22 protein-coding genes are annotated in these 23,603 nt (G+C 69.9%); 15 read left to right on the plus strand and 7 right to left on the minus strand.

Features of this window, described 5'->3' with window-relative positions; translation table 11 throughout:
• Nucleotides 1-88 precede the first annotated feature (88 nt).
• On the minus strand, nt 89-307 hold the full coding sequence (locus GFD30_RS23255; RefSeq protein ID WP_153027546.1) for a DUF2631 domain-containing protein: 219 nt from the start codon (nt 305-307) through the stop codon (nt 89-91).
• A gap of 215 nt (nt 308-522) precedes the next feature.
• Between GFD30_RS23255 and GFD30_RS23260 the strand changes: the two genes are divergently transcribed.
• Nucleotides 523-2,079, plus strand: a complete 1,557-nt coding sequence (locus GFD30_RS23260) for a Rieske 2Fe-2S domain-containing protein (protein WP_322633541.1) — start codon at nt 523-525, stop codon at nt 2,077-2,079.
• Nucleotides 2,080-2,166: 87 nt separating this feature from the next.
• On the opposite strand, the gene GFD30_RS23265 is transcribed toward GFD30_RS23260, so the two are convergent.
• On the minus strand, nt 2,167-2,937 hold the full coding sequence (locus GFD30_RS23265; protein WP_153027548.1) for a TetR/AcrR family transcriptional regulator: 771 nt from the start codon (nt 2,935-2,937) through the stop codon (nt 2,167-2,169).
• 169 nt (nt 2,938-3,106) lie between these two features.
• Between GFD30_RS23265 and GFD30_RS23270 the strand changes: the two genes are divergently transcribed.
• The 10 genes from GFD30_RS23270 to map all read left to right on the plus strand — a co-directional run bounded on the left by GFD30_RS23270 (nt 3,107) and on the right by map (nt 15,524).
• Nucleotides 3,107-5,290 (plus strand): MMPL family transporter, encoded by a 2,184-nt coding sequence (locus GFD30_RS23270; RefSeq protein ID WP_153027549.1) that lies wholly within the window; start codon nt 3,107-3,109, stop codon nt 5,288-5,290.
• Nucleotides 5,291-5,507: 217 nt separating this feature from the next.
• The gene (locus tag GFD30_RS23275; RefSeq protein ID WP_153027550.1) at nt 5,508-6,497 is read left to right on the plus strand and encodes a carbohydrate ABC transporter permease; all 990 of its coding nucleotides are present in this window, start codon (nt 5,508-5,510) and stop codon (nt 6,495-6,497) included.
• On the plus strand, nt 6,481-7,371 hold the full coding sequence (locus tag GFD30_RS23280; protein ID WP_153027551.1) for a carbohydrate ABC transporter permease: 891 nt from the start codon (nt 6,481-6,483) through the stop codon (nt 7,369-7,371). Before GFD30_RS23275 ends, GFD30_RS23280 begins: the two co-directional genes overlap by 17 nt.
• A 43-nt stretch (nt 7,372-7,414) precedes the next feature.
• Nucleotides 7,415-8,725: an ABC transporter substrate-binding protein gene (locus GFD30_RS23285; protein WP_153027552.1), complete on the plus strand. Its 1,311-nt coding sequence runs from the start codon at nt 7,415-7,417 to the stop codon at nt 8,723-8,725.
• 184 nt (nt 8,726-8,909) lie between these two features.
• Nucleotides 8,910-9,755 carry a formyltetrahydrofolate deformylase gene (gene purU / locus GFD30_RS23290; protein ID WP_153027553.1) on the plus strand — a complete coding sequence of 282 codons (846 nt, stop codon included), beginning with the start codon at nt 8,910-8,912 and terminating at the stop codon, nt 9,753-9,755.
• Nucleotides 9,756-9,791: 36 nt separating this feature from the next.
• On the plus strand, nt 9,792-10,976 hold the full coding sequence (gene dxr / locus GFD30_RS23295; RefSeq protein WP_407649180.1) for a 1-deoxy-D-xylulose-5-phosphate reductoisomerase: 1,185 nt from the start codon (nt 9,792-9,794) through the stop codon (nt 10,974-10,976).
• Nucleotides 10,977-10,991: 15 nt separating this feature from the next.
• Complete coding sequence (locus tag GFD30_RS23300; RefSeq protein ID WP_153027567.1) at nt 10,992-12,260, plus strand: M50 family metallopeptidase; 1,269 nt, start codon at nt 10,992-10,994, stop codon at nt 12,258-12,260.
• 28 nt (nt 12,261-12,288) lie between these two features.
• A complete protein-coding gene (gene ispG / locus GFD30_RS23305) occupies nt 12,289-13,470 on the plus strand; it encodes a flavodoxin-dependent (E)-4-hydroxy-3-methylbut-2-enyl-diphosphate synthase (protein ID WP_153027555.1) in 1,182 nt (393 codons plus the stop codon).
• 212 nt (nt 13,471-13,682) lie between these two features.
• Complete coding sequence (locus GFD30_RS23310) at nt 13,683-14,213, plus strand: hypothetical protein (RefSeq protein ID WP_153027556.1); 531 nt, start codon at nt 13,683-13,685, stop codon at nt 14,211-14,213.
• Between the two features lie 414 nt (nt 14,214-14,627).
• Nucleotides 14,628-15,524, plus strand: coding sequence for a type I methionyl aminopeptidase (gene map / locus GFD30_RS23315; protein ID WP_153027557.1), 897 nt, complete (start codon nt 14,628-14,630; stop codon nt 15,522-15,524).
• A 172-nt stretch (nt 15,525-15,696) separates the two neighbouring features.
• On the opposite strand, the gene GFD30_RS23320 is transcribed toward map, so the two are convergent.
• From GFD30_RS23320 to GFD30_RS23340, 5 genes are all read right to left on the minus strand, one after another.
• Nucleotides 15,697-18,507 carry an ABC transporter permease gene (locus GFD30_RS23320; protein WP_153027558.1) on the minus strand — a complete coding sequence of 937 codons (2,811 nt, stop codon included), beginning with the start codon at nt 18,505-18,507 and terminating at the stop codon, nt 15,697-15,699.
• On the minus strand, nt 18,508-19,230 hold the full coding sequence (locus GFD30_RS23325) for an ABC transporter ATP-binding protein (protein WP_153027559.1): 723 nt from the start codon (nt 19,228-19,230) through the stop codon (nt 18,508-18,510). It abuts the gene before it with no gap.
• 7 nt (nt 19,231-19,237) lie between these two features.
• On the minus strand, nt 19,238-19,828 hold the full coding sequence (locus GFD30_RS23330) for a PadR family transcriptional regulator (protein ID WP_153027560.1): 591 nt from the start codon (nt 19,826-19,828) through the stop codon (nt 19,238-19,240).
• A 118-nt stretch (nt 19,829-19,946) separates the two neighbouring features.
• On the minus strand, nt 19,947-20,360 hold the full coding sequence (locus GFD30_RS23335; protein WP_153027561.1) for a DUF4439 domain-containing protein: 414 nt from the start codon (nt 20,358-20,360) through the stop codon (nt 19,947-19,949).
• Nucleotides 20,357-20,749: a hypothetical protein gene (locus tag GFD30_RS23340; RefSeq protein WP_153027562.1), complete on the minus strand. Its 393-nt coding sequence runs from the start codon at nt 20,747-20,749 to the stop codon at nt 20,357-20,359. Before GFD30_RS23340 ends, GFD30_RS23335 begins: the two co-directional genes overlap by 4 nt.
• An 82-nt stretch (nt 20,750-20,831) precedes the next feature.
• Here GFD30_RS23340 and rimP point away from each other — a divergent pair, with 82 nt between their 5' ends.
• From rimP to GFD30_RS23360, 4 genes are all read left to right on the plus strand, one after another.
• The gene (gene rimP / locus GFD30_RS23345; protein WP_153027563.1) at nt 20,832-21,293 is read left to right on the plus strand and encodes a ribosome maturation factor RimP; all 462 of its coding nucleotides are present in this window, start codon (nt 20,832-20,834) and stop codon (nt 21,291-21,293) included.
• Nucleotides 21,294-21,370: 77 nt separating this feature from the next.
• Nucleotides 21,371-22,405, plus strand: a complete 1,035-nt coding sequence (gene nusA / locus GFD30_RS23350; RefSeq protein WP_322633543.1) for a transcription termination factor NusA — start codon at nt 21,371-21,373, stop codon at nt 22,403-22,405.
• Nucleotides 22,406-22,451: 46 nt separating this feature from the next.
• The gene (locus GFD30_RS28330; RefSeq protein WP_407649178.1) at nt 22,452-22,754 is read left to right on the plus strand and encodes a YlxR family protein; all 303 of its coding nucleotides are present in this window, start codon (nt 22,452-22,454) and stop codon (nt 22,752-22,754) included.
• Between the two features lie 81 nt (nt 22,755-22,835).
• Nucleotides 22,836-23,603: translation initiation factor IF-2 N-terminal domain-containing protein (locus GFD30_RS23360; RefSeq protein WP_322633544.1), on the plus strand; the 768-nt coding region annotated here is incomplete at its 3' end.

Raw genomic sequence — 23,603 nt, forward strand, 5'->3', positions numbered from 1 at the left:
CGCCGGGGCTTTGTGCCTGTGCGCGTACGCCCCTGCGCCCCCGCGGGGGGGGGGGCCCCCCCCCCCCCCCCGCCCCTGTCTCGCAGCTCTAGCGCAGGCCGGTCTTGCGCATCCAGACGTCGGAGACGATGACCGCCAGCAGGATCCCCGCGGTGAGGAGGAGGAAGACGTCCTCGACCCACCCCTGGTGGTTGCCGAACAGGTACGCCAGGTTGATGACGATGCCGACGCTCAGCGCGGTGTAGAGGGCCTTCCGGCTGGTGGGCTTGCGCTGATCGGGCGAGAGAATCTGCTCTTCGGCAGCCATTCGGGTTCCTCCAACCACTCGATTGATCGCCCACAGTCTCCCACGCCACAAGGACCGGCGTCCCGGCCCCGTCCGGGCTGTGACCGGAGCGCCTGCCGCCTTCCGGCCACCGGCGAGGCCGTCGCAGCTAACAGCAAATCCACCGTCATCGTGCGGCGGAGGAGCCCGATTGTAGGCTGGAGGGCGTCGTCGTCCTCATGTCCGGAAGGGTAACCGTGCGAATCACCGGTACTGGCCACGCCAGCATGTTCATCGAGACCGCCGCAGGATCGATCCTGTGCGACCCCTGGGTGAACCCCGCCTACTTCGCGTCCTGGTTCCCCTTCCCCGACAATTCGCAGCTCGACTGGGACACGCTCGGCCAGGCCGACTACCTGTACGTCTCGCACCTGCACCGGGACCACTTCGACGAGGAGAACCTCACGAAGCACATCAGCAAGGACACGACCGTCCTGCTGCCCGAGTACCCCACCTCCGAACTCGAGTCCGAGCTGCGCGCGCTGGGCTTCCACAAGTTCATCAAGACGGTCTCCGAGGAGATCGTGGGGCTCCCCGGCGGCGTCAAGGTCATGATCCAGGCGCTCACCAGCCCCACCGACGGCCCGATCGGCGACTCGTCGCTGTGGGTCGAGGACGCCGACGGCACCCGCCTGCTCAACCAGAACGACGCCCGCCCCACCGACATGAGCGTGTTCCTCCAGCACGGGAAGATCCACGCCCACCTGCTCCAGTTCTCCGGCGCGATCTGGTTCCCGATGGTGTACGAGCTGCCCGACAACGCCAAGCGCGCCTTCGGGAAGCAGAAGCGCGAGCGCGGCTTCGACCGCTCGCTGCGGTACATCGACGACGTCAAGGGCGACTGGGTCTTCCCGATCGCCGGCCCGCCGTGCTTCCTCGACGACGCGCTCTACCAGTTCAACGACGTCTTCGGCGACGAGGGCAACATCTTCCCCGACCAGATGTCGTATGTGGAGTGGCTCGAGGAGCAGGGGCACGACAACAACATCGTCCTGCTGCCCGGTTCGGTCGCCGAGGTCTTCGCCGACGGCTCCGCCTCGGTCGAGCACCCCGTGGACGACCTGCGCGAGTGGTTCGCGAACAAGAAGCAGCACCTCGACGAGTACAAGGAGCGGATGCAGCCGCGCATCGCCGCGGAGAAGGCCGCCTGGTCCCACCCCGAGATCGACGTCCTCGAGACGCTCCGCGAGCGCATCGAGCCGCTCATGGAGTCGGCCGAGCACATCGCCACCGGCATCGGCGGCCCGGTCCGGTTCGACCTGACCGCGCCGGACTCCGACGAGGTGGTCGAGTCGATCGTCTTCGACTTCCTCGAGCGCAAGATCCACCCCGACGACGGGGGCAAGGTCCGCTACCGCTTCCGCACCGAGCGGCGACTCATCGAGCACCTGCTCCACATCCGCGAGGTCGACTGGGTCAACTCGCTGTTCCTGTCCTGCCGCTTCACCGCCGCGCGCATCGGCCAGTACAACGAGTACGTGTACGCGTTCTTCAAGTGCCTCTCCGAGGAGCGCCTCCAGTACGCCGAGGGCTGGTACGCCGAGCAGCGCCCCGACGACGAGGACATCACCATGCAGGGCTGGCAGGTCCAGCGCCGCTGCCCGCACCTCAAGGCCGACCTGTCGGTCTTCGGCAAGATCGAGGACGGCGTCCTCACCTGCCAGATGCACGGCTGGAAGTGGAACCTCAAGTCCGGCAAGTGCATGACGTCGGTCGGGCACGACATCCGAAGCGCTCGCGCTGAGGATGCCTGAGCACGGCCGCAGCCGCCCCGCCGAGGCGGCCGCGAACTGACGCGAGTCGAAGGGCCTGGACGCGACCGTCCGGGCCCTTCGCCGTCCCTACTCGCCGATCCCGAACTCGCGCATGACCGAGAGGATCTGCGTCTTGTAGAACTCGTCGACGTTCTCCTGCACCGGCAGTGAGCCGAACGCCTCCATGACGACCAGGCCGAACACCCGCACCCAGCCGGAGGTGAAGGTGAAGACCCACGACAGCGGCAGCGGCTCGCCCACGATGAACGCGGCGCACTTCTCCATCAGTTCGGCCTGGAGCGCCTCGGAGAGCGGGGGGATCTCGACGGGGTTGGCCGACTCGACCTCGCCGGCCTCGACCCGGCGGTAGAACTTCGCCAGCTCCCGCCCGCACATCTGCGAGTGCTCCAGGGACTTCAGGGTCACCGGGTCGACGTGCTCGGGGGCCTGCTCGAGCCGGCGGCCGTCGATCGACATCGCCGAGCCGCCCTCCGGATAGGAGAGCATGAGCTCGAACTCGCGCCGGTTGGCCACGGCCCAGGACCGGAAGGACCAGATCCACGCCTTCATCCGTTCGAGGTGCGCGTCGGCGGGGTACGCGTCCATGGCGGCGGCGGTGCTGGCGATAAGTTCGTCGTAGAGGTCGCAGCAGATGGCGACGAGCAGGGCGTCGAGGCTGTCGAAGTACCGGTACAGGGCCGCCGGCGTGACTCCCACCTCGCGGGCGATCGCGCGGAGCGAGATCCCGCTCGGGCCGTGCTCCTGGAGCTGCTTCCGGGCGCTCGCCTTGATCTCGGCGATGGTCTCGGCGCGCATTCGCTCGCGACGGGTCGGGCCACCCGCGGTGTTGGAAGTCACTGCTCTCCTCGTGCTACAAGTTAGTTAACGGCGTTGACTCTATGAGGGGCGTTCATTAGAGTTAACGGCGTTAGCTAAATAATCAACGCTTACATCGTACCGCCGCCGGGGTCGCCGGCACCAGCGGTCGCAGTCTTCCTCTCCGCTTGAACACCCATAGGAGAAACCCATGTATTCCCTGCTAGGCCGAGCGGTCATCAAAGCGCGCTGGCTGATCCTGGCCGGCGTCGCCGCGGTCTTCGCGATCGGCGCCACCTGGGGCCTCGGCGTCTTCGACGAGTTCACCGACGGCGGCTACGTCTCCCAGGAATCCCGCTCGGTCGAGGACGCCGAGGCGATCGAGGAGGAGTTCGGCTCCATCGGTGCCGAAGTCGTGGTCCTGTTCGCGTCCGACGACCTCACCGTGGACGATGCGGCGTTCGCCTCCGGCGTCACCGGCGCGGTGGAGGACATCCGCGGCATCGACGGCGTCGAGGGCGCCGACTCCTACTACGAGGTCCTCGCCGCGGCCCCCGAGCAGGCCGCCGGCCTCGCCTCCGAGGACGGGCACGCCCTCATCGTGCCGGTCTCGCTCGCCGGCTCCTCCGCGGAGGATCGCGCGAACGAGTTCACCCTCATCGAGGAGGAGCTGCGCGACGCGGCCGAGGCCTCCGGCCTGGAGGTCAGCCTCGGCGGCGGCGCCGCGATCTTCGCGGACCTGAACGAGCAGGTCCAGCACGACCTCGAGATCGCCGAGATGATCTCCATGCCGATCCTGCTGCTCATCATGATCCTGGTCTTCGGCGCGCTCGTCGCCGCCTCGCTGCCGCTCATCATCGGCGGCATGTCGATCCTCGGCGGCTTCGCCGTCACCCGCGTCATCACCGAGTTCACGGACGTCTCGGTCTTCGCCGCGAACGTCATCACCATCATCGGCCTCGGCATGTCCATCGACTACTCGCTGTTCGTGCTGCGCCGGTTCCGCGAAGAGCTCGCGCAGGGCCGTGACAAGCGCACCGCCACGCTGAACACCATCGCCACCGCCGGGCGCACCGTCATGGTCTCGGGCCTCATCATCGTCCTGTCGATGGGCGGCCTGCTCCTGGTCGACGTCCCGTTCCTGCACGGCATCGCCTACGGCGTCATGTCCGCCGTCGGCGTCGCCATGCTCGCCGCGCTCGTCGCCCTCCCCGCGATCCTCTACCTCCTCGGCCACCGGGTCGACAAGGGCCGCCTGCCCTGGCGCCGCAACGCCGAACCGAAGACCGACGCGGGCTTCTGGCACGCGCTGGCCGCCGGGGTCATGCGCCGCCCCGTGGTCGTCCTGCTGCCGGTCCTCGCCTTCATGGCGCTGCTCGCGAGCCCGATGCTCGACATGCAGTTCGGCGGCGTCGACGAGCGGGACATGCCCGAGGACGCCGAGTCCCGCGTGGTCACCGAGACGATCGCCCAGGACTTCCCCGGCGGCGAGGAGGAGGAGTTCCAGGTCATGGTCGTCGGCGACGCCGCCGAGGCCGCCCAGGCCCAGACCGAGCTCGAAGGGCTCGAGCACGTCGACGCGGTGCGGCCGGGCGCCGAGCCGACCGGGGACGCGGTGCTCTTCGAGGTCCTCTACGACCTCGACCCGTTCAGCGCCGAGGCGCGGCAGCTCATCGAGGACGCCCGCGCGATCGACGTCGCCGGCGCCGACCTGTACATCACCGGTGGCGCCTCCGACCGGGTCGACATGCTCGACGCGATCGGCGAGGGCCTGCCCTACATGCTCGGCTACATCGTCATCGTCACGATGATCGTGCTGTTCCTCGCCTTCGGCTCGGTCCTGCTGCCGATCAAGGCGGTCCTGATGAACGCCGTCTCGCTCGGCGCCGCGCTCGGCGTCGTGGTGTGGATCTTCCAGGAGGGCAACCTGTCGGGCCTGCTCGACTTCACGCCCTCGGGGTACATCGACCCGTCGAACCTGCTGCTCATGATCGCGCTGCTGTTCGCGCTCGCCACCGACTACGAGGTCTTCCTGCTCTCGCGGGTCCGCGAGGAGTGGGACCGCGGGGCCGACAACCGCACCGCCGTGCTGCGCGGCATGCAGTCGACCGGCTCGATCATCACCGCGGCCGCGGCCATCCTCATCGTGGTGGTCGGCGCGTTCGCCTTCAGCGGCATCACGTTCATGAAGATGATCGGCCTCGGCATGGCCGTGGCGATCCTGCTGGACGCCACCGTGGTCCGGATGCTCCTCGTCCCCGCGACGATGCGCCTCCTGGGCCGCGCCAACTGGTGGGTCCCCGGCCCGCTGGGGAGGCTCTACTCGAAGTACGGCATCAAGGAGTCCGACGAGGCCGCCGCCCCGGCGCCGGAGCGGACCGCCGTCAAGGTCTGACCACTGGGGAAACCAGGGCCCGCCCGAAGCGATTCGGGCGGGCCCGTTCTTCGTTGCGGGAGTTGCGGCAGTGGCGCAGGGGCGGGCCCGGGGCATTCGTCTGCCAGGGATGCAGAAGATATCCAAGAATTTAAGTGGAGCCATTGACATTCGGCAAGCGGTTGCATAGATTGATGTGATTCAGGAGCCAACCCCCTCCGAAAGGTCCCAATACCCTATGACCGACAACGATGTCGCTGTGGTGCGCCCGAAGCAGCGCAGCTCGGGCCCACCTCCCGAGACCGCCGCCGCACCCGCGCCGCCGGCCCCGCGCAAGGGCCGCGGGACCATCCGCACGCGCGAGCGCTGGGCCGCCCTGAGCTTCATGTCGCCGTGGATCATCGGCCTGCTCGCCATCACCATCGGGCCCATGGTCGCCTCGTTCTACCTCTCGTTCACCGACTACAGCCTCGGCTACGGCGAATGGGTGGGCGGAGAGAACTACGCGCGGATGTTCGACGACCCGCGGCTCGCCAACGCCGTCAAGGTCACCGCGGTCTACACCTTCGTCTCCGTGCCGCTCCAGCTCGGGGCCGCGCTCCTCCTCGCGATCGTCCTCGACCGCGGCCTGCGCGGAATGGCCTTCTACCGCTCCGTGTTCTACCTGCCCTCGCTGCTCGGCGGCTCGGTGGCGATCGCCATCATGTGGCGCCAGATCTTCGGCACCGAGGGCCTGGTCAACCAGCTGCTGGGGCTCTTCGGCATCCAGGGCGAGGGATGGGTCTCCCACCCCGACTACGCGCTGGGCACCCTGATCGTCCTGCACGTGTGGACGTTCGGCTCGCCGATGATCATCTTCCTCGCCGGCCTGCGCCAGATCCCGGTCATGTACTACGAAGCCGCCAAGGTCGACGGGGCCGGACCGCTGCGGCGGTTCTGGAGCGTGACGATCCCGCTCCTGACCCCCATCATCTTCTTCAACCTGGTCCTGCAGATCATCAACTCGTTCCAGTCGTTCACCCAGGCGTTCATCATCTCCAGCGGCAAGGGCGGCCCGGCCGACTCGACCATGTTCCTGACGCTGTACCTCTACGACCAGGGCTTCACCCAGTTCGACATGGGCTACGCCTCGGCCATCGCCTGGCTCCTGCTGGCCATCATCGCGATCTTCACCGCGCTCAACTTCCTCATGTCGAAATTCTGGGTGTTCTATGGCGACAATGACTGAGACGACGGCCCCCGCCCCGACCCGCCGCCGCGCCGAGCGCGGCGCCGCCACCGGCCTCCGGCGCTTCGTCTTCCACCTGCTGCTGACCGTCTCCGCGATGGTCATGATCTACCCGCTGCTGTGGATGCTCTCGGCCAGCTTCAAGCCGCTCGACGAGATCTTCACCGACCCCGGGCTCATCCCGAACACCTGGGAGTGGAGCAACTACTCCGAGGGCTGGAACGCGCTGCCGCACCCGTTCGAGACGTACATCTGGAACTCGATGGTCATCGTGGCCGGCTCCATCGTCGGGAACCTGGTGTCCTGCTCGATGGCCGCCTACGCCTTCGCCCGCCTGCGCTTCCCCATGCGCGGCATGCTCTTCGCGGTCATGCTCGGCACCATCATGCTGCCGATCCACGTCGTGATCATCCCGCAGTACATCCTGTTCAACAACCTCGGCTGGGTCGACACGTTCTGGCCGCTCATCGTCCCCAAACTCCTCGCCACCGACGCGTTCTTCGTGTTCCTCATGGTCCAGTTCATCCGCGGCCTGCCGCGCGAACTGGACGAGGCCGCCTCGATCGACGGCTGCGGCTACTGGGGCACCTATCTGCGGATCATCATGCCGCTGTGCATGCCCGCGCTCGCGACGACCGCCATCTTCACGTTCATCTGGACGTGGAACGACTTCTACTCCCAGCTCATCTACCTGCGGGACGTGGACCTCCAGACGGTGCCCCTGGCGCTGCGCCTGTTCATGGACTCCACCGGGACGACCAACTGGGGGGCGCTGTTCGCGATGTCGATCGTCGCCCTGGGCCCGATCTTCGGGTTCTTCCTCGCCGGCCAGCGGTACCTCGTCCGGGGGATCGCCACCACCGGCATCAAGTAACATCCGGCATACCAACCCTCACATGTCCTGAAAGGACGGACTAATGCAGTCATCCAACCCCTCGGGCGTCTCGCGGAGGACGCTCGCGAAAGCCGGGATCTTCGGCGCGGCGGCCACGCCCCTCCTCGCGGCCTGCGGCAACGACAGCGGCGGCGGCGCCGACGAGGGCGACGGCGAACTGGACTTCTGGTGGTGGGGCTCCGACCCGCGCCACGAGTACACCCAGCAGATCATCGACGCCTTCCTCGCCAAGAACGACGGCATCACGATCAAGCCCAGCCCCAACGAGTTCGACTCCTACTGGGACGCCCTGAACGTCTCGGTCTCCGGCAACAACGCGCCCGACGTCCTCCAGCAGGACGACCGGTACCTGCGCGACTACGCCGACAAGAACGCGCTCCTCCCGCTCGAGGAACTCGACATCGACCTGTCGAACATCGAGGAGGGCACGCTCAAGACCGGCCAGTTCGACGGCCAGACCTACGGCATCCCGACCGGCGTCAACGCGCTCGCCCTCGTGGTCAACCCGGCGCTCGTCGAAGCCGCGGGCCTCGCCCTGCCCGACGACAAGACGTGGACCTGGGCCGACTTCATGCAGTTCACCGCGGACATCTCCGCCTCGGGCGCGGCGATCGGCAACTCGGCGATCACCTTCAGCAACGAGTCGCTGTTCAACGTGTTCGCCCGCCAGCGCGGCGAGAGCCTCTACACCGACGACGGCAAGCTCGGCTTCACCGACGCCACGATGAACGCCTGGTGGCAGATGGTGCTCGACATGGGCGCCTCCGGGGCCATCCCCGAGGCGAGCACGATCGTCGAGTCCTTCGCCGCCGGCCAGGACCAGGCGCCGCTCGCCACCGGCACCGGCGCCACCGAGTTCTACTGGACCAACCAGATCGGCGCCCTCCAGTCGGTGCTCGGCTCGGACCTGGTGCTCCTGCGCGTCCCCGGGGAGTCCGAGGGGTCGCAGCCGGGCCTGTACCTCAAGTCGGCCATGTTCTGGTCGGTCTCGCGCACGGTCTCCGACAAGGCGGCCGCCGGCAAGCTCGTGGACTTCCTGCTCAACAGCGACGAGTCCCTCGACCTCATGCTCGGCGACCGGGGCCTGCCGGCGAACACCGCGCAGCGCGAGCGGATCCTGCCGCAGCTCCCGCCGGACCAGGCGCTGGCGGCGGCGTACATCGCCGACCTCACGCCCGACCTCGCCGAGGGCCCGGTTGTGCCGCCGGTCGGCTCGGGCACGGCCGCCGACATCATGCTCGGCGTGTTCGAGACGCTGATCTTCGGCGACACGACCGTCGAGGAGACCACGGCGGCGTTCATGGAGCAGCTCAGCGCCGAAATCGGTGCGTAGCGTGAGTTGACAATCACCTTGAGTGAGGTATGATGGAGGGGAAGGGTGAACTCGAAAGAGTCCGCCCTTCCTCGCTGTCCGGCCCGCCACAGCCCGAACCCCGTCGAAAGCGACACCCGGTGCCGTTCCGTCCGTGACGGACGTCGATTGCCGCTCGCGCTCGGACTTCCGTATCATTGACCGGATGACCAGCCAGTTCGTGCTCACGCTCTCGTGCCCCGACCGCCTCGGCATCGTGTACGCCGTCTCGGGCTTCCTCACCCGCCGCGACGCGAACATCGAGGACTCCCAGCAGTTCTCCGAGCACGGCTCCGGACGCTTCTTCATGCGCGTCGAGTTCAAGACCGCCCACGACCGCGACGAGCTGGCCGTCGGCTTCGCCGAGATCGCCCGCGAATTCCACATGGACTGGCAGCTCCACGACCGCGCCGTCAAGCCGCGCGTCCTCATCATGGCCTCCAAGCAGGGCCACTGCCTCAACGACCTGCTCTACCGCTTCCGCATCGGCGCCCTCCACGGCGAGGCCGCCGCCGTGGTCTCCAACCACCCCGACTGGGCCGACCTGGCCGCCTCCTCCGGCGTCCCGTTCCACCACCTGCCCGTCGGCCCCGGCGGCAAGGCCGCCCAGGAGCAGCGGATCCTCGACCTCATCGAGTCCGAGCGGATCGACGTCGTGGTCCTCGCCCGGTACATGCAGATCCTCTCGCCCGAGTTCTGCGCCAAGCTCCCCGGCCGGATCCTCAACATCCACCACTCGTTCCTGCCGAGCTTCAAGGGCGCCAAGCCCTACCACCAGGCCCACGCCCGCGGCGTCAAGCTCATCGGCGCGACCTGCCACTACGTCACCTCCGACCTCGACGAGGGCCCCATCATCGACCAGGAGGTCGCCCGCGTCGACCACGCGATGAGCCCCGAGGACTTCGTCTCCGCCGGCCGCGACCTCGAATCGACCTGCCTCGCCCGCGGCCTCGCCGCCCACCTCGATCAGAGGATCCTCCTGAACGGGCACACGACGGTCGTGTTCCGGTAACGGATAATGGCCCCTGTGACCGACCAACGCGAGATCGTGCTCCTGGGGTCCACCGGCTCCATCGGCACCCAGGCCATCGACATCGTCCGCGCCAACCCCGACCGGTACCGCGTCGTCGGGATCGGCGCGGGCGGCGGCAACCCCGCGCTCCTGGCGGAGCAGGCGATCGAACTGGGCGTCGACGTCGTGGCGGTCGCCGACGCCACCGCCGTCGAAGACGTCCAGCTCCGGCTGTTCGCCGCCGCCACCAAGCAGGGCTGGACCTCCGGCGACGCCCGCATCCCCAAGCTCATCGCCGGCCGCTCGGCCATGACCGAGCTCGCCTCCTGGCCCTGCCACACCGTGGTCAACGGCATCACCGGCTCGATCGGGCTCGAACCGACCCTGGCGGCCCTCAAGGCCGGGCACCAGGTGGCCCTCGCCAACAAGGAGTCCCTGATCGCCGGCGCGTCCCTCGTCTGGGACGCGGCCGAGCCGGGCCAGATCGTCCCGGTCGACTCCGAGCACTCCGCGCTCGCCCAGTGCCTGCGCTCGGGCCGGCCCGAGCGCGTCGCCAAGCTCGTCCTCACCGCCTCGGGCGGGCCCTTCCGCGGCCGCACCCGCGACCAGCTCACCGACGTCACCGTCGAGGACGCCCTCGCCCACCCGACCTGGGCCATGGGACCGGTCGTCACCATCAACTCCGCGACCATGGTCAACAAGGCCCTCGAAGTCATCGAAGCCCACGAGCTGTTCAAGATCGACTACTCGCGGATCGAGGTCGTCGTCCACCCCCAGTCGGTCGTCCACTCCATGGTCGAGTTCACCGACGGCTCCACCATCGCGCAGGCGTCCCCGCCTGACATGCGCCTGCCCATCGGCCACGCCCTCGCCTGGCCCGACCGGCTCCCCGGGTCCGCCCGCCCGGTCGACTGGACGAAGGCCGCCGACTGGCACTTCGAACCGCTCGACGAGACCGCGTTCCCGGCCGTCGCGCTCGCCAAGGACGCCGGCCGCGCCGGGGGCCTGAATCCCGCGGTCTTCAACGCCGCCAACGAGGAGGCCGTCGCCGCGTTCCGCGACGGGCGGCTCCCGTTCCTCGGCATCGTCGACACCGTCGCGGCCGTCCTCGAAGCGGCGCCCGAATTCGGCCGACCCGCCAGTGTCGCAGACGTACTCGAGGCGGAGAAGTGGGCGCGCTCGAGCGCCCGGCGGCTAGTGTTGGACGCGTCCGAGCGTTAGAAGGAGTCGAACTTGCTGGCCTACATCACCGGGATCGCGCTGTTCGCGCTGGCGATCCTCATCTCCGTCAGCCTCCACGAGTTCGGGCACATGCTCACCGCGAAGGCGTTCGGCATGAAGGTGACCCGCTACTTCGTGGGCTTCGGGCCGACCCTGTGGTCCTTCCGCAAGGGCGAGACGGAGTACGGCGTCAAGGGCGTCCCGCTGGGCGGCTTCGTCAAGATCGTCGGCATGACCCCCCTCGAAGAGGAGGAGGAAGAGCTCGACGAGAAGGACCGGAAGCGGGTCTTCTGGCGCAAGCCGCTGTGGCAGCGCACCGTCGTGCTCGCGGCCGGCTCGGCCACCCACTTCGTGCTCGGCTTCGTCGTCCTGTGGATCCTCGTCGCCTTCGTCGGCATCGGCCAGAACCCCGCCTGGGCCGAGGCGGCCACGCAGGCGCAGGAGGACGTGGCCGTCGAGGTCGCCCCCTGCGTGGAGACCTCCGACCCCGCCACGGGCACCGCCGGCTCCTGCCCCGAGGGCCAGATCGCGGGACCGGCCGCGTCGGCCGGGATCGAGAACGGCGACGAGATCACCGCCATCGGCGGCACCCCGGTCGAGGACTGGGACGCGCTCCTGGCCGCCGTCTCCGACCTCACCCCGGGGCAGCCGGTCGCCGTCACCGTCGACCACGCCGGCACCGAGAAGACCGTCGAGGTCGTCCCGTACGCCGCCGAGGTCGAGAACGCCGACGGCAGCGTCGAGACCGCCGCCCGCCTGGGCGTGTACGTCTACGTCGACCCGTCGATCCCCTACACCGCCGCGGGCGCCGGGCCGATCGACGGCATCGGCGAGACCGTCACCTACACCGGCGACATGTTCCGTGAGACGTTCATCGCCCTCGGCCAGCTCCCGTCGAAGATCCCGCCGCTGTGGGACGCGATCATGGGGGAGGAGCGCGCCGACGACACGCCGGTCAGCGTCGTGGGGGCCTCGCGACTCGGCGGCGAGATGGTCCAGTACGACCAGTGGGCGATGTTCTTCATGCTGCTGGTGGTCCTCAACTACTTCATCGGCGTGTTCAACCTGCTGCCGCTGCTGCCGATGGACGGCGGACACATCGCCATCGCCTGGTACGAGCGGTTCCGCTCGTGGGTCGCGGCCAAGCGCGGGCGGCCCGACCCGGGCCGAGTGGACTACTTGAAGCTCATGCCGCTCACTTACGCTGTCATCGTCGTGCTCGGCGGGTTCATGTTGCTGACGATCACCGCCGACATCGTCAACCCGATCACGATTTTCAACTGACCAGCGAATCTGGGTGGAGACTAGCCATATGACCGCAGTGAACCTCGGTATCCCCACCAAGCGGCACGACCACGAGATCGAGCCGCTCGCGCCCCGCCGCAAGACCCGCCAGCTCAACGTCGGCGGCGTGCTCGTCGGCGGCGGCGCCCCGATCAGCGTCCAGTCGATGACCACCACCCGGACCTCGGACATCGGCGCGACGCTCCAGCAGATCGCCGAGCTCACCGCGACCGGCTGCCAGATCGTCCGGGTCGCGTGCCCGACGCAGGACGACGCGGACGCGCTCAAGGTCATCGCGAAGCAGTCGCAGATCCCGGTCATCGCGGACATCCACTTCCAGCCGAAGTACGTGTTCGCGGCCATCGAGGCCGGGTGCGCGGCGGTCCGCGTGAACCCGGGCAACATCAAGCAGTTCGACGACAAGGTCGGCGAGATCGCCCGGGCCGCGAAGGACCACGGCACCCCGATCCGCATCGGCGTCAACGCCGGCTCGCTCGACAAGCGCCTGCTGCAGAAGTACGGGCGGGCCACGCCGGAGGCGCTGGTCGAGTCGGCGCTGTGGGAGGCGTCCCTGTTCGAGGAGCACGACTTCCGCGACATCAAGATCTCGGTCAAGCACAACGACCCGGTCGTCATGGTCAAGGCGTACCGTCTGCTCTCCGAGCGGTGCGACTACCCGCTGCACCTGGGCGTCACCGAGGCCGGGCCGGCCTTCCAGGGCACCATCAAGTCCGCCGCCGCGTTCGGCGCGCTCCTGTCGGAGGGCATCGGCGACACCATCCGCGTCTCGCTCTCGGCCCCGCCGGTCGAGGAGGTCAAGGTCGGCAACCAGATCCTGGAGTCCCTGGGCCTCAAGGAGCGCGGCCTGGAGATCGTCTCCTGCCCCTCGTGCGGGCGCGCGCAGGTCGACGTCTACACGCTCGCCGAGCAGGTCACGGCCGGGCTCGAGGGCCTGCCGGTCCCGCTGCGGGTGGCCGTCATGGGCTGCGTCGTCAACGGCCCCGGCGAGGCCCGCGAGGCCGACCTGGGCGTGGCCAGCGGCAACGGCAAGGGCCAGATCTTCGTCAAGGGCGAGGTCATCCGGACCGTGCCCGAGTCGCAGATCGTGGAGACCCTCATCGAGGAGGCCGTGCGCCTCGCCGAGGAGATGGGCGCCGAACTCCCCGAGGAGCTCCAAGGGCTCGCGGGCCCGGTCGTCAAGGTCCACTGAGTGTCGGATCCCCGACTTCGGACAATGGACCGCTTCCCTAGGCTGGGACGCAGCGGCAGTTCAAGCCAGGTGTGAACCGGACACCGCGCTCATCTTGTGTGAAATTGCACAATCGTGACTGAAGGGATTCCGCCTGCCCGCGGTTCCGGTCCCCGCATAATGACTGTCGTGCCTGCGCCCGCACCGCGCCTGCCGACAAAGGGAGCACCGACATGGGCAAGATCGAACGCCAGATATCCGAGGGCGTCACCAAGTACTACTGGTACCCCGGCGAGAAGGCCGACTGGATCCGGGGCGTCCTGACGCTCCTCGGCGGCGGACTGCTGTTCGCGCTGATCTACGTCGTCACCAAGAACAGCCTCCTCGCCGCGGTCGTCACCGGCACGGCGGTCCAAGCGGTCGTCGGCGCCTACCTCGGCCGCCGCGACGCCGCCGGGCTCTCGGAGTTCCACGACCCGGCGACCGAGCGCCGCGAGGCCGTCGTCGACGGCACCCGCGCGGCCTGGCGCGGCACGCTCCAGGGCCTGCTGTGCGCGGGCTCGGCGATGCTCGTGCTCAACATGCCGCACGCGGGCTTCCTCGCGGACTGGGTCCTGCCGTTCGTGCCCTCGATCATCGGCGCCATCGCCCACTCCGGCGGGATGCTGTGGGAGCGGCTGTCCCAGGAGGTCACGGCCCCCGAGGCGGCGGCCGCCGCGGCCGGCGACGCGGACGCGCCCACCAAGGAGCTCGAAGCCGCTTAGCGCCTCAGGAGGCCCCTGGCTTCGCGCGACGGGGTCCGCGACCCGGACGGGGGGACGCGGGCCCCGCCGCCGCGGGTGTGGTGAGCCGACGCAGGGCGACTGCACGCCGCCTGGGTTGGACAGGCGGGGCGCTCGACCGCGGGAGGTGTCGTATACCGACGCGCCGGTGGGAACCGGGCGGCGGACTACCGCGGGAGCAGCGCCCCGCGTCGGCTCGGTAGGAGAGACTTCGCGGGGTCCGGCGGCCGCGTCCGTTCAGGTCGGACGAGGCCGGTCGGTGTCCTCAGGATGCCGATTCGGGACCCGGAACGCAAGAGGTTTTCGCATTGCGGGGCGCGGTTTTCGGCGTCGTCTCGGTAACGGAGCCACAGCGGCCCCGCAGGTCCCGCAGGGCGCGCGCGTTAGTCTGTCCCGATGAGCACCCGTCCCGCCCTGCGCCCTGGAAAGCAGAGTCCCCGCCGGAGCGTCCCCGACTCGATCGAGCGGCCCGAGTACGTCGGCAGGCCGGCGCCCGCCCCGTTCACCGGCACCGAGGTCAAGGACGCCGAGACCATAGAGCGGATGCGGATCGCCGGCCGGATCGCCGCCGACGCGCTCGTCGAGGCCGGCAAGGCCGTCGCCCCCGGCACCACCACCGACGCGATCGACGCCGTCGTCCACGAGTACCTGTGCGACCTCGGCGCCTACCCCTCGACGCTCGGCTACCGCGGTTACCCCAAGTCCTGCTGCACGTCCCTGAACGAGGTCATCTGCCACGGCATCCCCGACTCCACCGTGGTGCAGGACGGCGACATCGTCAACGTCGACGTCACCGCCTTCATCGGCGGCGTCCACGGCGACTGCAACGCCACCTTCCTCGCCGGGGACGTCTCCCAGGAGGTTCGCGACCTCGTCGAGCGCACCTGGAAGGCCACCTGGCGCGGGATCAAGGCCGTCAAGCCCGGCCGCCAGATCAACGTCGTCGGCAAGGTCATCGAGGCGTACGCCGCCCGCTTCGGCTACGGCGTGGTCCGCCAGTTCACCGGCCACGGCATCGGGACCGCCTTCCACTCCGGCCTCTACGTCCCCCACTACGACAACCCGAAGCTCACCACCGAGATCGAGACCGGCATGACCTTCACGATCGAGCCGATGATCAACCTCGGGGTCGCCGACCACGACATGTGGGACGACGGCTGGACCGCCGTCACCCGCGACCGCAAGTGGTCCGCCCAGTTCGAGCACACGCTCCTGGTCACCGGCGACGGCGCCGAGATCCTCACCCTGCCGTCCACAGGGGTCCCGGACGGAACGCCTGCGGGACAGCTCTAGTGGCATCCACTGCCTAAGCTGAGGCGGGCGGCGCCGGTCTTCGAGATGCCGATGTCTCCGAGGGGTTGAGCCGGCGCCGCCCCCGCAACTGTACGGATTCCCTCGCCGTGAACGGAAAGCGGAAAGGCCCGCCCGCGTTCGCAGGCGGGCCTTTCCGTCATCCTCGGGGGTGCTACGTGATCCGGCGCTCGCTCGGCAGCGCCGCCCTCGTGAACACGACCGCGCCCGCGGCCGCGATGACCGGCACCGCCAGCACCATGATCCCGAAGCTCATCCACGGCAGCTCCCAGCCGTACAGCACCGGGAACGGGTACTCCCACTGCAGCGGCCGGTTGAGCGCCTCGCGGATGAGCCCGTAGGCCACGACCCCGGCGGCGGTGCCGAGCCCGGCCCCGAACACCGCGATCACCACCGTCTGCCACATCGCGAAGCGCTTGCGCAGGCCCGGGGCCGCACCGACCGCGCCGAGGGTCGTCATGTCCCGCCGCTGCTCGGCGATGATGAGCCCGGTCGAGACCGCGGTGGCCCCCAGCGCGATGAGGGCGCACAGCCCGGTCACGGCGATCACGAAGTAGAAGTAGAACGGGTCCGTGTAATCGACGACCTGGAAGTTCGCCCAGACGTCGCCGCCGGCGATCTCCTGGTTGAAGTCGGCCGCGAGCGCCTCGACCACGGCGGGGTCGACCTCGCTCGGGGTCTCGACCAGGTACATCCGGCTCCAGTCCGTCTGCGCCATGCCCATGGCGGCGGCCGCCTCCGCGCTCAGGAGCATCCGGTTGGCGCCGAGCTGCCCCCGCTCGACGGCCATGGCGGGCAGTTCGAGCTCGACGGACTCGGGCGCGGGCTCGACGGCGTCGCCGTTCAGGTCGTAGACGTTGATGTCCTGGCGGAGCATCACCGTCCCGTCGCCGGTGAGCGCGCGCGGGTCCGCCATGAGGACGCCGCCCGCCTCGAGCATCGCGACCGCCCGCTCAAGCTCCTCGCCCTCGAGGTCGGTGTACGCGGCGACGATCTCGGGATCGGTCGAGACCGGGACGTCGTACTGGGTGCCCCAGGTGTCGGTCTCGGTCTCGTCGCACCGCGGGTCCTGGCGCGCCGCCTCGACGGCGGCCCGGAGGGCGTCCTCGTCCGGCTTCTCGGCGTCCCAGTACGAGCAGCGGTTCTCCTCGGGACGGACGATGTTCCAGATGCAGTCGGCCCACAGCTCCTCGTCCTCGGGCGGGACGACGCCGCAGCCCGTCTCGACGGAGTACAGGGGGACCTCGGTCAGCTCGACGTCGTCGAGGCGCGACTCCAGGATCGGCCGGGCCTCCGCCAGGGCGGCGTCCCAGTCGGGCCCGGCCTCGTCGCTGCTCTGGTTGTACAGCGACAAGGTCATCGCGTCCTGGTTCAGGACCCGTTCCCGGCTCTGCTCGTTGCGCACCGAGTCGGCGGTGACGATCATCGAGAACGCCATGCCGGCCGCGACGACGCCGAGGACGGCGGCGATCGCCGGCGCGGCGGAGCCGCGGTTGCGCCCCGCCTCGCGCAGCGCCATCCGCGGAGCGAGCGGCAGCCACCGCCCGAGCCGCGCGGCGAACGACAGCAGCGCCGGCGTGCACGCGACCATGCCGAGCTGCGCCAGGATGATCGCCGCGGCCATGAGCGGCAGGCTCCAGAGGGCGACGCCGCCGATGCCCGCGGCGACGCCCGCCGCGACCATGGCGATGCCGACGAACATCCAGCGCTTCGAGCCCTTCCGGCGTCCCGCGCGGCCGGTCAGCGCCTCGACCACGTTGACGCGGGAGGCGCTGATCGCGGCGGCGAGCGCCGAGAGCAGGCCCGTGGCGAGCGCGACCCCCACGAGCGCCGCCTGGAGGACCGGGAGCACCCGGACCCCCGCGCTGCGGTGGCCCACGAGCTGCTCCAGCAGCGGCAGTCCGACCGCGACCAGGCCGATGCCGAGCCCGATCGCCGCCACCGCCGCAAGGAGTCCGAAGAGGACACCGCCGGCGAGGACGGTGCTGCGGATCTGCCCCGGGGTCGCGCCGTTGGCGCTCATGAGCGCGAACTCGCGGGTCCGCCGCCGCGCACTGATCGCGAACGCCGGACCGGCCAGGAGCACGACCTCCATGACGACCGCGACCACGATGAGCCCGTAAATCATGAGCTCCGCGTTGTCCATCGCCACCGTCATGGTGCCGTAGCCGCCGGTGGTCGGCTCGTCGAGCAGCGACGGCGCCCAGACGGTCATGCCGAGCTCGTTGAGCGCGAGCGCCTGCTCCTTGGTGAGCGGCTCGGGGGTGTCGACCAGCCAGCCGGTGGCCTGGCCCGCGAACGGGCTCCCGATGGCGAAGCGGCCGTTGAGGTCCCAGGGCAGCTCGACGATGCCGCTGACCTCGTGCCCGCCGGTGCCCGCCCCCTTCGCGACCACGAGTTCGTCGCCGACGCCGAGTTCGAGGTAGTCGGCCGCGGCGGCGCTGATGACGACCTCGCCGCGGCCGGGCGCCGACCCCTCGCGGTACTCGAGCCCGGCGGCCTCGTAGAGGTCGTCGCCGAGGTCGTAGCCGTACGTGTGGATCGGACCGAGCCCGTCGGGGGTCTCGACCTGCACGGTGTCGCCCGCGCCGGCGTCGGGCGTGTACGGGGCGATCCAGCTCCCGACGGGGAGGGACGCGAGGATCTCGGTGTCGGTGACCGCGCGGCCCGGGTCGTCGTAGTCCTCCATGTCGTACAGCGGCCACTGGTCGTACCAGCTGTGCTGCACGAGCGGGGCCCCCGGGGTGGCGAACTCGATGTACGCCTCGTTCTCGCCGAGGTACTGGTGGGCGGTCTCCTCCCTCGAGAGCATGGAGGTGTCGTACGCGGTGGCGCCGATGGCGACGGCGAGCAGGGGCAGGCCGAGGAGCGTGATCGACAGCGCCGACCGGCCCTTGTAGCGCCATGCCTCGCGGCGCGCGATCCTGAACGCCAGGCGCCGGCCCGCGAACATCGCAGTGCCCATCTACGACCCCGCCCCTTCGAGGAGCGTCTCGACGTCGCCGAGGGGCGCGGAGGAGTCGACGACCCTGCCGTCGCGCAGGAACACCACGCGGTCGGCCCACCCGGCGTGCCGGGCGTCGTGGGTCACGAGGAGTCCGGCCGCGCCGGCGTCGCAGCGGCGGCGCAGGAGCTTGAGGACCTCTTCGCCGGTGGCGGAGTCGAGGGCGCCGGTGGGTTCGTCGGCGAGGACGAGGCGGCGCTCGCCGATGAGGGCGCGGGCGATGGCGACCCGCTGGGACTGGCCGCCGGAGAGCTCGTCGGGGAACCGGTCGCCCTGCTTCGCGTCGAGCCCGACCTCTTCGAGCGCGGCGAGCGCGAGGGTCCGGGCCCTGCCGGCGGACATGCCGTCGAGTTCGAGCGGCAGGGCCGCGTTCTCGGCGGCGGTGAGGCTGGGGATCAGGTTGTAGTCCTGGAACACGTAGCCGACGCTGCGGCGCCGCAGGGCCGCGAGCCGCTTCTTGTTCAGGGTCGCGAGGACGGTGCCTTCGACGAGGACTTCGCCGGAGGTCGGGGTGTCGAGGCCGCCGGCGAGGTTGAGGAGGGTGGACTTGCCGGACCCGGACGGGCCCATGATGGCCACCATCTCGCCGGCGGCGACCTGGAGGTCGGTGTCGATGAGGGCGCGGACGGCGTTGCCGCCGGTGCCGTGGACGCGGTTCACGCCCTTGAGCTGCAGAACGGTCATGGGGGTGTCACCGGTTCTCTCGGAGGATCTCTGGTTCGGGCCGGTCGGCCGGGCCGGGCTCGGGGTCGTAGGCGCGGGGGGCGGGCAGTCCGGTGCGGGCCACGACGGCCTCGGTGTGGTCGAGCCACCGGACTTCGGCCTCGGCGCGGAAGATCATGGACTCCAGGACCAGCCGCCAGGCCAGTTCCGCGTTGTCCTCGGCGGCTTTGAGGCGGGTGTACTCCTGGAGGAGGCGCAGGGTGGCCGTCCGCTGGCGCTGGATGACGTCGGCGACGTTCACGCCGGGCGTGGTGACGGCCAGTGCGAGCTTGATCGTGAGCTCGTCGCGGGGCCGGTCGGCGGCCTGCACGGGGGAGGCGAACCAGCCCGCGAGCTGGCGGCGCCCGGACTCGGTGATCCGGTAGGGGCGCTGCCCGGAGTCGTTCTCGGGCAGGGCTTCGACGAGCTGGTCGCGTTCGAGCCGGTTCAGGGTGGTGTAGACCTGGCCTATGTTGAGCGGCCAGGTGTTGCCGGTGGCGCTCTCGAACGCGGCGCGGAGCTGGTAGCCGTACGCCGGGCCGCGTTCGAGCAGCGCCAGGAGGCTGTGCTTGACACTCATGTGCAACCTCGCATCGCTGGGACACTCTTCACGTCGAAGAGATACTCAGTAGGGTATAGCGGGTATGCAAATGATGGATACGCGGTATGGGGTTCTCGTGTCGTCCGAGGTCGGCGGCTTACTCGGGCCGTCCGGGCCAGGGGTCGGCGACGGCCTGGCCGATCGCGAGGCGCCAGCGCGCCAGCGATACCGCCGAGGCGGCGTACATGTCCAGGCAGAGCCGCCGCTCGACCGGGTCGGTCGCGGCAACGCCCGCCCGCCAGGTGGCGGTCACGTTCAGTTCCACCCCGGTCAGCAGCTCCTGCGCCGCGGCGGCGTCGGCGATGACGCCGACGTCGTAGCCGGGCGCCGGCGCGGGCGCGTCGGTCCCCGTCGCCGCGTAGTGGTCCAGGAGCGTGTCGCGCCGTGAGCGGTGTTCGGACTCGAGGGCTTCGGCCAAGGTGCGCGGGTCGCCGTCGAGGCGGACCGCGGCCGCGCTGTAGGCGAAGATCGCCGCGTACTCGGCCGCCAGGCCGGCGTCGACGGCGCTCATGCGATCACCGCCGCGTGGGCCGCGCGGCTGGCCGCGATCTCCCCGAAGAGGACGGCGTAGTCCGACAGGGTCGTCATGGACGACTCGGCGGCCTCGGCGCTCCCGGCGGCCTCGGCCGCGGCGAGCGCCTCGGCGTCGGCGGGGGCCTCCGCCTCCTCGTCTTCGATGGTGCTCGGGCGCAGCAGCCGCTCGAGGGTCGCCGCGTGGGTGCGGTGGTCCTCGGCGATCTCGTTGTAGCCCAAGGCTTCAGCGCCTCGGGCCAGGGATCGCGCAGTGCGGAGCGCGGCGGTGAGGTCCGCGTCTGAGGTGATGATCTGCGCCTGCTCCGTGCAGCCGGCCGCGGCGAGAACGGCCGCGCCAATCAGGAGTCCGCGTCGGGTCGTGAACACAGCATCAGTTTCCCAGGCTGCCTTTCCATTCTGACTCCGGGCGGTTAATCTCGGCGAAATGGCCGATAGGAGAGGAGTGCGCATGGGATCCGAGCAGCGCGCCGAAGTCGAAGCGATCCTGAGCCCGGCGGTCGCCGCCGCGGGGTACGACCTGGAAGGGCTCACGGTGACGAAGGCCGGGCGCCGGCTCCTCGTGCGGGTCCTTGTGGACAAGGACGGCGGGATCAGTCTGGACGATGTGGCCGTTGTCTCGAAAGCGTGCTCGAAGGCCCTCGACGAGGCCGACTCCACGGGCGGGCCCTTCGCCGACACCGCATATACCCTGGAAGTGTCGTCGCCGGGCGTCGACCGTCCGCTGACCGAGCCCCGGCACTGGCGGCGTAATATTGGGCGCTTGGTAGCCGTGAACATCGGGGAGGAGCCCGTGAAAGGGCGGATCGCGGATGCCAGCGAGCGGGGGATTGAACTAGAGGCCGACGGCGTGCGCCGCTCGGCCACCTATGCCGAGCTGGGGCCCGGCAAGGTGCAGATCGAGCTGAGATGAGCGTCCGATGGCGACGTCGCCGGCTCGCACGCCTTGAACGGCCGCGGTGAGGACAACTCAAGACTTAAGGAGAACGGGTGCATATCGACCTGGCCGCGCTGCGGTCGCTGGAACGCGAGCGCGACATCCCTTTCGAGACAATCCTCGGCGCTATCGAATCGGCGCTGCTGACCGCTTACAAGCACACCCCCGGGGCCGATGAGCGCGCACGAGTCGTGGTCGACCGCGACAGCGGGATCGCCAATGTCTTGGTGCCAGTGTTGAACGAGGAGGACGAGGTCGTCTCCGAGCGCGACGACACTCCCGAGGGGTTCGGCCGCATCGCCGCCCAGACCGCGAAGCAGGTCATCCTCCAGCGGCTCCGCGAGGCCGCCGACGAGGTCAACTACGGCGAGTACTCCGGCAAGGAGGGCGACATCGTCACCGGCGTCGTCCAGGCCCACGGGGAGCGCAACGAGCGCGGCATCGTCACCGTCGACCTCGGCAAGATCGAGGCCACGCTGCCGCTGAACGAGCAGGTGCCCGGCGAGACCTACGAGCACGGGAAGCGCATCCGCGCCATCGTGATCCAGGTGAACCGCACCGCCCGCGGCCCGCAGATCACCCTCTCGCGCACCCACCCGGCACTGGTCAAGAAGCTGTTCGCGTTCGAGGTGCCCGAGATCGACGAGGGCGCCGTGGAGATCCCGGCGATCGCACGTGAGGCCGGTCACCGCTCCAAGATCGCGGTGCGCGCCACAACGAAGGACGTCAACGCGAAGGGCGCGTGCATCGGCCCGATGGGCTCGCGCGTGCGCGCCGTCATGAGCGAACTCGGCGGCGAGAAGATCGACATCGTCGACTGGAGCGCCGACCCGGCGCAGTTCGTCGCGAACGCCCTGTCGCCGGCGAAGACCCTGTCGGTGCGGGTCGTCGACGAGGCCACCCGGTCCACCGAGGTCATCGTCCCCGACTACCAGCTCTCGCTCGCGATCGGCCGCGAAGGCCAGAACGCGCGCCTCGCCGCGCGGCTCACCGGGTGGCGGATCGACATCAAGTCCGACGCCCACGTGTCCGGCGGCACGAAGGAGGAGACCGGCCCGGCCGGTGGCGCCCGCCGCTCCGGGAGGTAGACTGATTAGCGGATCGCAACGTGACGCAGCGGTAGTCCGCACCTGTGTGGGATGCCGCAGACGCGCTCCGGCCTCTGAGCTGCTGCGCGTCGTAGTTCGACGCTCTGAGGGTTCCGACAATCGCTTGATTCCGGACCCGCAGCGCCGCCTCAGCGGCCGCGGAGCCCATGTGCACCACTCTTCGAACTGCCTTGAACAGGCAGTTCGTAAGCGTGCGTTCGCCCGGGCGCTCAGAATAGAAGGAGCCGTGGACGTCGCCGCGGTGCGAACCCTTGTCGAGTCGGAGTCGGCCGAGAGGCCGACTCCCGCACACGAAGCAGGTAGAGACCGAATGAAGACCACGCGATGAAGTTCTCCCGATGAACTGGTTGCTAGTGGAAGGCTGAGGTCGGCGGGCGCTGCCCGTACGACCTCGAATGTGAGGAGTGCAGTGGCAGCAAAGCCCCGCGTACACGAACTTGCCAAAGAACTGGGCACGACGAGCAAGGAACTGCTCGCGCGTCTCGGCGACATGGGCGAGTTCGTGAAGTCAGCGTCGAGCACGGTCGAAGCGCCGGTGGCGCGTCGGCTGCGGCAGGAGTACGACGCCGCACAGGGCGCCCCGGCCGCGTCGGCCGGGAACAGTGAATCCCCGACGCCGGAGCCCGTGAAGGCGGCGGCCGCGAAGCCGCGCCCCGCGGCTCCCAGCCCGTCCAAGATCGCGAAGGCCAAGGTCGACGCGAAGGTCGAGTCCGCGGCCAAGAAGACCGCGAAGAAGGCGGCCCCGAAGCCGGGCGCGCCCGTCGCGGCCGCCCCCAAGCCGGGCCCCAAGGCCCCGGCCGCTCCGGCCCAGCCGGAGGTCAAGCCCACGTCCGCCCGCGACATCGAGGTGGCCGCGGAGCAGAAGCGCGCCGAGGAGCTGGTCAAGCGCCAGCAGGAGCAGGCCGAGGCCGCCAAGCGCGCCGCGGCGGCTCCCAAGCCCGGCCCCAAGCCCGCTCCGGCGGCCCGTCCGGGCGCGCCGAAGCCGGGTCCCAAGAACCCGTTCGGCGTCGGCGGCGGCACCGGTGCGAAGCCGCGCCCGGCCGCTCCCGAAGGCGGCGGCGACCGCCCCGGCGGTCCGCGTCCCAGCCCGCGCATGATGCCTCCGCGTCCGAACCCGGGCATGATGCCCGGTCGTCCGGCCGGCGGCGGCCGTGACGGCGGCGCCCGAGGCGCCCGC

It is taken from the genome of Glycomyces albidus (genome assembly GCF_009451885.1).
In the GTDB taxonomy this organism is placed as follows: Bacteria; Actinomycetota; Actinomycetes; order Mycobacteriales; family Micromonosporaceae; genus Glycomyces; species Glycomyces albidus.